Genomic DNA, 12,414 nt, shown 5'->3' with positions numbered 1-12,414 from the left:
ATCACCCCATCACCCCATCACCCCATCACCCCATCACCCCATCACCCCATCACCCCATCACCCCATCACTCCCCCACTCCCCCACTCCCCCACTCCCTACAAATGGGGCATTATTTTCCTGCAAGTCCCTGACCGCACTTCCTTCCCCAACCTGCGGGATGTGCACTCAAGAATTGAGGGCGAGAATATGGCGGGCTAGATTGAGATAGATCAGGACTCCTAATACATCAACAATCGTGGTGATAAAGGGAGCCGACATCAAGGCCGGGTCAAACCCTAGGACACTGAAAAGGAGGGGGAGTGCCGCCCCGGCGGTGGAGGCCAGGATGGAAATGGCGACTAAACTTAGACCCACAATGATCGATACCTCCCAACTGCCCTGGAGCAGATAGGCCCAGACCGTCACCAAGGCTCCTAGCATGATCCCCAGGAAAGCCCCTGCGATCGCTTCTCGCTGGATCACATTAAAGGCCCGTTTCATATCCAGGTCGCTGGTGTTGATTCCCCGAATCACCACCGTAGAGGACTGGGCTCCCACATTGCCCCCACTGTCGATCAACAGGGGAATGAAGGCCGCCAACACCACGACCTGCTCCAAGATCGCCTCCTGACTGCGGATTACCCAGGTGGTGGCGGTATTGGTCACCAGGAGCACCGAGAGCCACACTACGCGCTTGCGGGCCACCGCCAGCAGATTGGTTTGAAAATAATTGTCGCCCCCCGACTGCACCCCCCCTAGGGTGTAGATATCTTCGGTGGCCTCCTCTTCTAGGACATCAATCACGTCATCCACGGTGATGATGCCGACTAGCCGCTGTTCTGTATCCACCACCGGCACCGCCAGGAAGTCGTAGCGCTGGATCAGTTGGGCCACTTCCTCTTGGTCCATGTCGGTCTGGACCGAGACCACCTCTCGGGTCATGATTTCACCGATGGTTTGCTCTGACTCCCCCATGACCAACTGCCGCAGGGAGAGAATACCCGTCAGGCGACGGGCTTCGTCGGTGACAAAGAGGTAGTAGACGGTTTCACTGATGGCGGCGCGGTTGCGGATATGGTCCAGAGCCTGGGCCTGGGTCCAGTTCTCCCGCAGCCGGACGTATTCTGGGGTCATGATCCGCCCCGCCGTTCCCGCCCGGTAGCCCAGAAGCAGGGCGGTAGCCTCCCGTTCCTCAGGACTCAGATCTGCCAGGAGTCGTCGCACAACCTTGGCGGGCAGTTCTTCAAACAGCCGCGCCCGATCATCGGGGGACATCTTATCAACGATGTCCTTTACGTCCTGACGTTTAAAGTCTTCGATTAGGGTTTGCTGAACGCTGGAGTCGAGGTTTTCGTACACCGCGATCGCTTCGTCCTTCGACAACAGCCGAAAGGCAATCGCTTGCATCGCCTCCGGTAGCCCTTCAATGGCCTCGGCGATATCGGCAGGCTGCACGGGGACCAGTAATGCCTTCGCCCCTTGGAAATTTTCCTGATCTAGGAGAGCTTTGAGTTGCGATCGCACCAACTCCCGCAACTCTTGACGGGATAGGGGCGCGACGGCGGCGGCTAATGGAAAGCTCTGCTCAGTCATAGATCTTTATATAGATGATTTCTGATATAGATGATTTCTGAACAACATTTGCCCAAATGCTGGCCAATGCCCACCCTAACAAATGGTGGCCTGCTGCATTGGGCGCGGAAACCGCGCCCCTACGGCGACATCCTGCATTGGGCGCGGAAACCGCGCCCCTACCGGGAAATTCAATTCAAAATTCAAAACTTAAAATTCCTGTCACCTACAACCTGTCACATCCCCCACACCCCCCTCCCATCAAGGCCCAATATTCAAAGTATGTCGGGCTAAGTTCAAATAGATCAACACCCCCAGGACATCCACTACCGTCGTGATAAAGGGGGCCGACATCAGGGCCGGGTCAAAGCCAATGGCGCTAAAAAGAAAGGGCAGGGCTGCTCCTGCTGTAGAGGCGAGAATTGCGATCGCGACTAGGCTGATGCCCACGGTGATCGCCACCCCTAGATCCCCCTGGAGCAGATAGGCCCAGCCCGTCACCACCACCCCCAGCATGATCCCCAGGAAAGCCCCGGCAATCGCCTCCCGGCAAATCACGTTAAACGCCCCTTTGGTCTCTAGCTCATTGGTGTTGAGACCCCGAATCACCACCGTAGAAGACTGGGCTCCCACATTTCCCCCAGTGCCGATCAACAGGGGAATAAAGGCGGCGAGAACCACCACCTGCTCCAAGATTGCCTCCTGACTGCGGATTACCCAGGTGGTGGCAGTATTGGTCACCAAGAGCACCGAGAGCCACATCACCCGCTTGCGGGCCACCGTCAGCAGATTGGTTTGAAAATAATTGTCACCCCCCGACTGCACCCCCCCTAGGGTGTAGATATCCTCGGTGGCCTCCTCTTCTAGGACATCAATCACGTCATCCACCGTGATAATGCCGACTAGACGTTGTTCCGTGTCTACCACCGGCACCGCCAGGAAGTCGTAGCGCTGGATCAGTTGGGCTACCTCCTCCTGGTCTGTGTCGGTCTGGACCGAGACCACCTCTCGGGTCATGATCTCACCAATGGTCTGCTCCGGCTGCCCCATGACTAGGTGGCGCAGGGAGAGAATGCCTGTCAGGCGGCGGGCGACATCGGTGACGAACAGGTAATAGACGGTTTCGCTGACATCGGCCCGGTGGCGAATATGTTCCAGAGCCCGAACAATGGTCCACCCTTCCTTGAGGGCAATGTACTCCGGCGTCATGATGCGTCCGGCGGTACCTGCTTCGTACCCCAGCAGCAGCGCCGTCGCCTCCCGTTCCTGGGGGCTGAGCTGAGTCAGGAGTTGGCGGACAATTTTGGCGGGGAGTTCTTCAAACAGCCTAACCCGGTCGTCGGGGGACATTTTATCAACAATGTCCTGCACGTCCTGGCGCTTGAAGTCTTCAATTAGGGTTTGCTGAACACTGGAGTCGAGGTTTTCGTATACCGCGATCGCTTCATCCTTCGACAGCAGCCGAAAGGCAATGGCCTGCATCGCCTCCGGTAGCCCTTCAATGGCTTCGGCAATATCCGCAGGCTGGACGGGTACGAGTAGTGCCTTCGCCCCCTTGAAATTATCTTGTTCTAGGAGTCCTTGGAGTTGCGATCGCACCAGCTCCCGTAGCTCTTGCCGAGGGAGGATAGCAGTGGTGGGAAGACTCTGATCGCTCACAAGCGCCTACATACGGGAGGGCATCCCTAGTTTAATGGGCGCTTGCCCTTCAGAGAACCGAAAAAATTTCCAAACCGCGTCCAGGGGAGATTTTCTATGGCCTGCCGCCTGGAGAATCTGGCCGTTTGGAGGATCTAGCGGCTGAGGGCCAAGATGGGTGTACAGAGTCGGCCCTAGAGGAGACCGACAAAATGCAGGGGTCCATGGCCACTCACCAGTTCTAGCAACAGGGCCAGAAAGCCTAGCATGGCCAACCGTCCATTCCACACCTCGGCAAAGGGGGTGAGCCCCCAAGCAGAACGTTCCTGGGGATACATTTTGAAGCGCTTTTGGGGCTGCACAACATCGGAAAAGCACTGCTGGGGGGCGGCAAGGGCCTCCGTCACCATGGCGGCCATGTCATCAATGAAACCGGGGTGGGTATTCAGAGCAGGTACTCGCCGAAAGCTGTGGATCCCAGCTTCCTCCGCCACTTCCCGATATTCGATGTCAATCTCTTGCAGCGTCTCAATGTGCTCCGAGACAAAGCTGATGGGTACCACCACTAGAGACTGTACCCCCTGTTCTGCCAGGGATGCGATCGCATCCTCCGTGTAGGGTTGCAGCCACTCCACAGGGCCGACCCGACTCTGGTAGGCCAGAGTGTGCTGGTTGGGGCGGTTGAGGGCCGCCACAATCAGCTCTACACAGTGCTCGATCTCCCGCTGGTAGGGATCCCCTGCCTCCTCTACATAGCTCACAGGAACCCCGTGGGCACTGAAAAAAATGTGACCCTGGTTGGGATCCGGTAGGGCATCTAACTCCTGAGCAATGAGGTCAGCCATGGCCCGGATGTAGCCCGGTCGAGCATACCAAGAGGGGATAATGGTATAGCGAATCCGCTCTAGGGCGGGATCCTCATGCCATAGCTTTTCTAAGAGCCGGAAACTGGAGCCACTGGTGCTGATGGAAAATTGAGGGTACAGGGGTAACACCACCAGTTCCTCAATCCCATCCCGCTTGATGCGGGCAACGGCCTCTTCAGTAAAGGGATACCAATAGCGCATCCCAATATAGATTTCGGCCTCTTGACCGCTCCGCTGCAAGCTTTCCTTGAGGGCTCCCCCTTGCTCTTCCGTGATGCGTCGCAGGGGAGAGCCACCACCAATTTGGCTATAGTTTTCCTGGGATTTGCGGACACGACTGGTGGAAATAAACCAGGCCAGGGGTTTTTGCAACCAGGGCACCGGTAGACGGATAATCTCTGGATCCGCAAATAGATTGAATAGGAAGGGCTGAACATCTTCAAGTTGTTCTGGCCCCCCTAAATTCAGCAATAAAACCCCTACACGGCCCATGTCGTTCGCAGTTCCTAAGATTTCTAAGATTATTAACGTTTATCGTAACAATTGGTTGCAATAAAGGCAGTAGCCCAGCCCACGCTTTCCTGGCAGGATTGGGGGGGAAATAGGTTCCGCATCCATGCCTTTAGGGGATGAAATCCTTCATAAAGTCTTCCTATTCTAAACCAGGGATGCTCTCCGGGCATGGATGCCCTGTGCTGATCTTCTCCACCATAGTTCCACCCTTGCCCCACTGGAGTAGTAACCATGACCCTTAAGCCCCGATTGGCCCTCACCCTCGGCGATCCGGCGGGGATTGGTCCCGAGGTGGTGCTCAAAGCTTTGGCTCAAGAGGACTGGGAAGCCCAGGCCGACATTACCCTCTTTGGGGATCGGCGGGTGCTGGAGCTGACGGCCTCTGGGCTGACTAGGGTGGACCCGGTCAGGATGGGGGATCTTACGGTGCAGTCAGAGGATGCCATTTCTCTAGATGGACTGGTATTGGGGCAGCCCAGTCGCCTCAGTGGCAAAGCTAGCTTTGCTTGGCTTCAAGGTGCGATCGCAGGTTGTCTCACAGGGGAATTTGATGGCATTGTGACGGGGCCTATTGCGAAATCGGTGTGGCACGCGGCGGGACACCACTATCCCGGTCAAACGGAGGTGCTGGCAGAGGCGGCGGGGGTGGATCGCTTTGCCATGGCCTTTGTGGCCCGATCTCCCCATACCGGCTGGCAGCTCCGAACCCTCTTGGCCACCACCCACATTCCCCTAGCCCAGGTACCCACGGCTCTCACCCCCGAGGTAATGACCCGTAAGCTGGACCTGCTGCTGGCCTCTCTCCATCAGGATTTTGGCCTAGATCATCCCCGAGTTGCGATCGCGGGACTCAATCCCCACAGTGGCGAGGCAGGTCAGTTGGGCCGCGAAGAGCAGGATTGGCTAATCCCCTGGCTAGAAGACATGCGATCGCACCACCCCCAGGCCACCCTAACCGGGCCAGTTCCCCCTGATACCCTCTGGGTGGGGGCGGGGCAAGCATGGTACCGCGACCCCAGCGCCAGCCCCTACGATGCCTATCTAGCCCTCTACCACGACCAAGGGCTAATCCCAGTAAAACTCATGGCCTTTGACCTAGCCGTGAATACCACCCTGGGACTCCCCTTTGTCCGCACCTCCCCTGACCACGGCACCGCCTTCAACATCGCCGGACAGGACATCGCCCAAGCCGACAGCATGGTTAGTGCGATCGCGTTGGCCATCGACCTCGTCACCCAACGCCATGCTTAGGCGGTCCAAGGTTCCCTACACTTCGGCGAACAAGGGGCTTAAGCCCCTTGCCTGTACTTAACCCGAGTGAGAACCGCTATTTGTGCCAATCCCCTAGCGATCTGGCTCCCCAGAAAACTAGTACTGGGTGGCTGAAATGACCTTACCATTGAGAGGTAGGGTAAAGAGGACTTTTCTACAATGGCTAGACTGACTGCCGCCAGGCTCACTTTGAGCGAAACGGAGCGGAGCGACTTAGAGCAATTGATTCGACGTCAGCGGACGTCACAGCAGCTCGCTTTGCGCGCCAAGATTATCCTCACAGCTGATGAGGGCAAAGGCCATGGCGAAATCGCCCGAGACTTGGGGGTCAGCAAAGAGATGAGTCGCCGCTGGCGGGGGCGTTGGCTGGAGTTGAGTCAACAACAGGTCGCTGTGGAAGAGCGCCTACAGGATGTCCCTCGTCCCGGGGCTCCGGCTACCTTTAGCCTCGAACAAATCACGCAACTCTATGCCCTAGCTTGTGCACCGCCCGAGCAGTATGGCCGCCCCATCAGTCATTGGACCCCTGGAGAACTGGCCGATGAACTGAGCAAGCAGGGAATTGTCGAGAGTATCAGTCCCCGTCATGTGGGCCGACTGTTGGCCGAGGCTGACCTCAAACCCCACCAGAGCCGTTACTGGCTCTCCCCCCCCCCGACCCTAACTTCGAGGACAAAGTCAAAGACATTTGCCAGGTCTACGAACAGGCTGCCACTCGTGCCGAACACGGCGAGCTGACCTTCAGCCTGGATGAGATGACGGGAATCCAGGCTCTGGAACGGACGATGCCTGACATCGCCATGAAGCCGGGACGCTGTACCCGCATTGAGTTTGAGTATATTCGCCATGGCACTCAAACCCTGATTGCCTCATTCAATGTCGCTACCGGACAGGTGGATCAGGCCACCGTGGGAGACACCCGCACCGAGCAAGACCTCGAGAGTCACCTCAGAGCCTTACTGGCCCAAGTTCCAGATGCCTCCAAGATTCATCTGGTCATGGATTGCCTCAACACTCATCAATCGGAATCTCTCGTCCGACTGGTGGCGGAACGCGAGGAAAAACCGATTCATCTGGGCAGAAAGGGAAGACGGGCATTCTCCTGTCTATGGCGACCCGAGCGGCGTTCTTGAGCGACCCCAGCCATCGACTGGTCGTTCACTTCACCCCCAAGCATTGCTCCTGGCTCAATCAAATTGAGCTTTGGTTCTCCATCCTGGTACGTAAGCTACTCCGACGTTCGAGTTTTACCAGTCAAGCCCAACTCAAGGCGAAGATTTTAGCGTTTGTCGATTACTTCAATCGCACCATGGCTAAGCCCTTCAAGTGGAACTACACGGGTAAGCCCTTGGTCGCATAAATGCCTTGGCCACTTCCGCCAAGCAGTACTAGACAAAAAAATGCCCGTCTCCGAAGAGACGAGCACCGTTGTACCTATGGAGTTTGCTGAGACAGGCAAAAACTTAGCTCAGGGAAGACCGACTGCGATCGTAGCTGCTCTGGGCAGAGGCACTGGGCTTACCTTGAATCGGATTCCAGTAGTCCGCCGCCTCTGCGGGCATCCCGACTTCCTCATTGGTACGGCCCAACATGGATTGCTGCCGCTGCTTGACGAGATGATGGTGGCGGCTCATAAGGGCTCGGGCTTGATCAGATGCAGACATGTCGAGATCCTCCAAAACTGGGTGCGTGGGGGACGACTGGTGCGTCCTCTAATTAAGGTAGCAAGGAATTCTGTATCAGAAGCTACAGAAAGTGTTGTAGCCAACTTAAAGCTGCAATTCTTTATGTTCCTTAAAGAATTGCAGGCGTCAACCCAGACTGAAAGTAGGGTCTGAGGCCGTCGCCACTCCTCAGAAGATGAAAAGATGAAAAGGAGCCTAAAGTTAACGTGGGTTTAGGATGTGGCCACACGCCGTTAGGGCGTGGGCTGCCCCGCCCCATTGCGATACAGGAGCGATATACACAGTGCAAACGGTTCTCACCCAGCCCTTTTCAGACCAAAAACCCGGCACCTCCGGCCTCCGCAAGCAGGTGACCACCTTCCAGCAGCCCCACTATTTGCAGAACTTTGTTCAGGCCATCTTCGACAGCCTAGAGGGTTACCAAGGGCAAACCCTAGTGGTAGGGGGTGATGGCCGCTATTACAACCGCGAAGCCATTCAAATCATTCTCAAAATGGCCGCCGCCAATGGCTTTGGCCGCATTCTCGTGGGCCAGGGGGGCATCCTCTCCACCCCAGCAGTATCCGGTATTATCCGTAAATATCAAGCCTTCGGCGGCATCATCCTTTCCGCCAGCCACAACCCCGGTGGCCCCGATGGCGACTTTGGCATCAAATACAACACCAGCAACGGTGGCCCCGCCCCAGAAAAAGTGACCAGTGCCATCTTCGAGCGCAGCAAGGTCATTGATGAATACAAGATTCTAGAGGCCAGCGATGTGGATCTAGACCGCATCGGCCCCAGTACCCTAGGCAACACCCGCGTTGAAGTGGTGGATTCCGTCACCGACTACGCCGCCCTGATGGAGTCCCTATTTGACTTTGACCAGATTCAGCAGTTCCTGACCCGAGGAGACTTCCGCATTTGCATTGACCCCCTCCATGCAGTCACTGGTCCCTACGCCACAGCAATTTTTGAGCGGCGACTGAATGCCCCAGCGGGCACGGTGCAAAATGGCATTCCCCTAGAGGACTTCGGCGGCGGTCATCCCGACCCCAACTTGGTCTACGCCAAGGATCTCGTCAAGATCATGTTTGGAGACAATGCCCCAGACTTTGGAGCCGCCTCCGATGGGGATGGCGATCGCAACATGATCCTGGGGCGCAATTTCTTTGTCACCCCCAGCGATAGCTTGGCAATCCTCGCCGCCAACGCCACTTTAGTTCCCGGTTATCGCCAGGGCTTAGCCGGGATTGCCCGATCCATGCCCACCAGCCAAGCTCCTGATCGCGTCGCCGAGAAGCTGGGCATCGACTGCTACGAAACCCCCACCGGCTGGAAGTTTTTTGGCAATCTCCTGGATGCCGGCAAGATCACCCTCTGCGGCGAAGAAAGCTTCGGCACTGGCTCTAACCATGTGCGAGAAAAAGATGGCCTCTGGGCGGTGCTGTTTTGGCTCAATATCCTGGCGGTTCGCCAGCAGTCTGTGGAAACCATCGTTAAAGAACATTGGGCCACCTATGGCCGCAATGTCTACTCCCGCCATGACTACGAAGGGGTCGATAGCGATCGCGCCCATGACCTGATCACCACCCTGCGGGGACAACTGAGCACCCTCCCAGGACAAACCTTCGGGGCCTATACCGTCGGCTACAGTGATGACTTCAGCTACACCGACCCGGTAGACGGCAGCGTTGCCAGCCAGCAGGGCGTTCGTATTGGCTTCCAAGATGGCTCCCGCATTGTCTTTCGCCTATCCGGTACCGGCACCCAAGGGGCCACCCTGCGGGTCTATCTGGAAAGTTACGAGGCGGATAGCAGCAAGCATGACCAAGACCCCCAAGTCGCCTTGGGCGACCTGATTCAACTGGCGGATAGTTTAGCCCAAATCACCGCTAAAACTGGACGCACCACCCCTACGGTCATTACATAACTCACCCAGATTAGGCGCTGGCCTGTTCGGGGGAGAAGTCGGCATCGACGGTGGCGTTGAAGGCTGACACGATGGCGATCAGGCCGTCCACATCGTCGTTCTCAAACAGCCCTTCTACCCCCTCCTCATGGAAGCCGGTGAAGGGTTCTTCGTAGAGTTGGCCAGGATCCATGATGCCCTGTTGGGTGAGCAGGTCGATGATTTGCTCAATGAAGCGGATCTGGTTCGCCCCTAGGGTTTCCCCCTCTAAATAACGGGAAAAGGCGGCTTTGGCGGCGGTGCGGTCGAGGCCGACAATTTCCCGGATGAAGCGCTTCAGGCTTTTGTCGGTGCCGAAGACGGCTTCAAAGCGATCGCGGCTTTCCACCGCCTTGGCCTGGAATAGCATTTCCTCCAGGGCGGTGAGGTCGGTGTCGGTGAGGGGTAGGTTGCGCTTCAGCTTGGCGATCGCTACATGGCTTTCTTGGCTGCGGATGAAGGCTTTCACCTGCTGTTCATACTGGTAGCGGCTGAAGCCGGTGGAGTAGGTGGGGACCTCCGCCTCCTGCAATAGGTGCATCTCGTCGGCAAAGTGGGTGTAGACGGGCTGCTGCTGGTCCCGGTCTACAAAGGGCACGAGTTGACGCAGCTTACGGCGCACCTCTTCCACCAAATCGGGGGTGACATCGGTCCACCAGTCCTCGGTCTGAAGTGCTTCGATCAGGGGCAGGTGGGGCTGAATCATAGGAATGTTGCGCTTTTCCGCGCTCAGCAGGGGGGCGGCGGTGGCGCGGATCTGGTCCCGCAGGTGCAGAAAGGCGGGGTCGGCGTTGAGGAGGGCAATCTGCACCTTCAGACACAGCAGGTCAAAGCGTTTGGCCAGGACGTTTTCGCTGGGCAGGCCGTTGGGCAGGGGGGCGAGGTGAGCCGCGATCGCGTCACGGTCTGCGTCGGTGAGGGTATTCCACCGCTCCCGCTGGGCAAATGCCTCTACCTGGCGCAGGTGGCGGCGCACCAGGAAGTTCTCTGGGGGCAGGGTGGCGACGTGCTGGTGCAGACTATCCAGTAGGGATTGGTGCAGGTCGCTTTCGGGCTGGTTGAGCAGGGCCACCAGCTCCAGCCGTTGGCGCACGAGGCGGGTGGTGAGGCTGGGGCGGGGGGCTTGGTTGGCTTCTTCTAGTTCCTGGCAGAAGTACTCCAGATTGCCGCACAGGTCAAAGACGAGGAAGTGGGTTTTGTGGACACCGGGGCCGAACAGATCTAGGCACAGGCGGGTACCGCGCCCAATCATCTGGTTGAATTTGACGCGGGAGAAGACGGGCTTAAAGAACACCAGGTTCACCACTTCCGGCACGTCTACCCCGGTGTCGAGCATATCGACGGAAATGGCGATGGTGGGCTGTTTAGCGGGGTCGCTGAACTGCTCTAGGAGGTTTTGGGCGTAGGCATCGTGGCTGTCAATGATTTGGGCAAACTGGCCTTTGTACTGGGGATAGTTGGCATCGAATCGCTCCAGAATGAAGGCGGCGTGTTGATGGCTGCGGGCAAAGATGATGGTTTTGCCCAGGCGATCGCCCCCCTCCACCTTGAGGCCCAATTCCATCAGCAGTTCTAGGGCTTGGTCTACGGTGTTGGTGTTGAAGAGCCAGCGGTTCAGAGCGTTGGCGTCGATTTGACGGGGCAGCTCGTCGGTATCGTCGTCGCGGAATTTGGCTTCGTATTCGGTCTGTTCGTCGGGGCTGAGGTCGTCGTAGCGAACGCCGGAGCGCATGAATTTGAACCCAGCGGAGATGCCGCGTGGGGGTACTAGGTAGCCATCGCTGACGGCGTCGTTGAGTTCGTAGGCAAAGGTGGGGACGCCCTGCTCTAGGTCAAAGATGCGGTAGGTGTCGCGGTCTACTTCGTTGCGGGGGGTGGCGGTGAGGCCCACGAGCAAGCTGTCGAAGTAGTCGAACAGGGCACCGTATTTTTGGTAAATGGAGCGGTGGGCTTCGTCCACTAGCACCAGGTCAAAGGTGCCGGGGCCAAACCAGGACAGGGTGGACTGCCCTAGGCCGCGATTGATGGCGTTGAGCATGGTGGGGTAGGTGGACAGTACCACTTTGGCCCCGGCTAGGTCGGCTTTGTTTTTGGTCAGGTCTACGGTGGTGACCTGGGGCAGGTTTTTCTGGAAGGCTTTGAAGGCTTGGATCACCAGGGCGTTGCGGTCGGCTAGGAACAGAACGCGGTTGACCCAGTTGGCCCGCATGAGGAGATCGATAAGTGCGATCGCGGTTCTTGTCTTCCCCGTCCCGGTGGCCATCACCAGTAGGGCTTTGCGGGTGTTGCGCTGGTCGAAGCCGTCGGCAAGGCGGCGAATGGCTTCTTGCTGGTAGCTGCGATCGACGATGGCATCGCTAATGCTGATCAGGTGCAGCCGTTTGCGCTGGTGGCGGCGAAAGATCAGCCGCTCTAGCTCGTCTTTTTTCAAGAAGCCTTGGATGGGGCGGGGGGGATAGCGGCGATCGTCCCAAATCCAGGTGTCGTAGCCGTTGGTGTAGAAGATGACGGGGCGCTGGTGATAGCGCTGCTCCAGGCAATCGGCGTAGAGTTTGCCCTGGTGTTTGCCTTGGGCGGGGTCGGCGGTGGCCCGTTTGGCTTCCACGAGGGCGAGGGGTTTGCCGTCGTCGCCCCAGAGGACGTAATCGACGCGGCCTTTGCCGCTGGGGCTGGGCATCCCGTCTACTTCGACTTCGGTGGTGCCGGGTTGCTGGGGGTTCCATCCGGCTTCCCGCAGGTGCAGGTCGATCAGGTGGCGGCGGGTGGCGGCTTCGTTGTAGTCGTGGTGGTCGGTTTGGGGTTGGTTTTGGGCAATCAGGGCATCCCGTTCGGCTTTGGCCTGGGCCAGTTCGGCTTCGGTTTGGCGGGCGCGGTCTTCGGCAAGGCGTTTCAGGTCTTCTGCCTGAGTCAGTTGCGCGGCGAGGGTCTGGAGTTGCTGGTGGCTGGGGGCGGGGTCGG

11 protein-coding genes are annotated in these 12,414 nt (G+C 57.9%); 6 read left to right on the top strand and 5 right to left on the bottom strand.

What is annotated here, in order from left to right; translation table 11 throughout:
- The coding region (locus LEP6406_RS33990; RefSeq protein WP_263971118.1) for a hypothetical protein at positions 1–199 on the top strand (199 nt) is incomplete at its 5' end.
- Here the strand turns inward: LEP6406_RS33990 and mgtE (LEP6406_RS0201835) are convergent.
- The 3 genes from mgtE (LEP6406_RS0201835) to hemH all read right to left on the bottom strand — a co-directional run bounded on the left by mgtE (LEP6406_RS0201835) (position 167) and on the right by hemH (position 4,548).
- Positions 167–1,573 carry a magnesium transporter gene (gene mgtE, locus LEP6406_RS0201835; RefSeq protein ID WP_008316656.1) on the bottom strand — a complete coding sequence of 469 codons (1,407 nt, stop codon included), beginning with the start codon at positions 1,571–1,573 and terminating at the stop codon, positions 167–169. The genes LEP6406_RS33990 and mgtE (LEP6406_RS0201835) overlap by 33 nt on opposite strands.
- A gap of 240 nt (positions 1,574–1,813) precedes the next feature.
- Positions 1,814–3,211 carry a magnesium transporter gene (gene mgtE, locus LEP6406_RS0201830; protein WP_008316658.1) on the bottom strand — a complete coding sequence of 466 codons (1,398 nt, stop codon included), beginning with the start codon at positions 3,209–3,211 and terminating at the stop codon, positions 1,814–1,816.
- A gap of 173 nt (positions 3,212–3,384) precedes the next feature.
- Entirely contained in the window at positions 3,385–4,548 is a 1,164-nt protein-coding gene (hemH, locus tag LEP6406_RS0201825; RefSeq protein ID WP_008316660.1) for a ferrochelatase, read from the bottom strand.
- A 252-nt stretch (positions 4,549–4,800) separates the two neighbouring features.
- Here hemH and pdxA point away from each other — a divergent pair, with 252 nt between their 5' ends.
- From pdxA to LEP6406_RS34615, 4 genes are all read left to right on the top strand, one after another.
- Complete coding sequence (gene pdxA, locus LEP6406_RS0201820) at positions 4,801–5,820, top strand: 4-hydroxythreonine-4-phosphate dehydrogenase PdxA (protein WP_008316662.1); 1,020 nt, start codon at positions 4,801–4,803, stop codon at positions 5,818–5,820.
- 180 nt (positions 5,821–6,000) lie between these two features.
- Entirely contained in the window at positions 6,001–6,579 is a 579-nt protein-coding gene (locus LEP6406_RS0201815) for a helix-turn-helix domain-containing protein (RefSeq protein ID WP_027268720.1), read from the top strand.
- A gap of 17 nt (positions 6,580–6,596) precedes the next feature.
- The gene (locus LEP6406_RS34620; protein ID WP_027268749.1) at positions 6,597–6,974 is read left to right on the top strand and encodes a transposase; all 378 of its coding nucleotides are present in this window, start codon (positions 6,597–6,599) and stop codon (positions 6,972–6,974) included.
- Positions 6,950–7,201, top strand: coding sequence for a transposase (locus LEP6406_RS34615; protein WP_008310999.1), 252 nt, complete (start codon positions 6,950–6,952; stop codon positions 7,199–7,201). Before LEP6406_RS34620 ends, LEP6406_RS34615 begins: the two co-directional genes overlap by 25 nt.
- Positions 7,202–7,304: 103 nt before the next feature.
- Here the strand turns inward: LEP6406_RS34615 and LEP6406_RS0201800 are convergent, their stop codons facing one another.
- On the bottom strand, positions 7,305–7,505 hold the full coding sequence (locus LEP6406_RS0201800) for a glutamine synthetase inactivation factor IF7A (RefSeq protein ID WP_008316762.1): 201 nt from the start codon (positions 7,503–7,505) through the stop codon (positions 7,305–7,307).
- A 304-nt stretch (positions 7,506–7,809) separates the two neighbouring features.
- Here LEP6406_RS0201800 and LEP6406_RS0201795 point away from each other — a divergent pair, with 304 nt between their 5' ends.
- Complete coding sequence (locus LEP6406_RS0201795; protein ID WP_008316764.1) at positions 7,810–9,438, top strand: alpha-D-glucose phosphate-specific phosphoglucomutase; 1,629 nt, start codon at positions 7,810–7,812, stop codon at positions 9,436–9,438.
- Positions 9,439–9,448: 10 nt separating this feature from the next.
- On the opposite strand, the gene LEP6406_RS26240 is transcribed toward LEP6406_RS0201795, so the two are convergent.
- On the bottom strand, positions 9,449–12,414 hold a 2,966-nt coding region (locus LEP6406_RS26240), incomplete at its 5' end, for a type I restriction endonuclease subunit R (RefSeq protein WP_071992185.1).

Source organism: Leptolyngbya sp. PCC 6406 (assembly GCF_000332095.2).
In the GTDB taxonomy this organism is placed as follows: Bacteria; Cyanobacteriota; Cyanobacteriia; order Phormidesmidales; family Phormidesmidaceae; genus PCC-6406.
The sequence above is the reverse complement of the archived record's forward strand: the minus strand, read 5'-3'. Positions and strand labels throughout refer to the sequence as shown.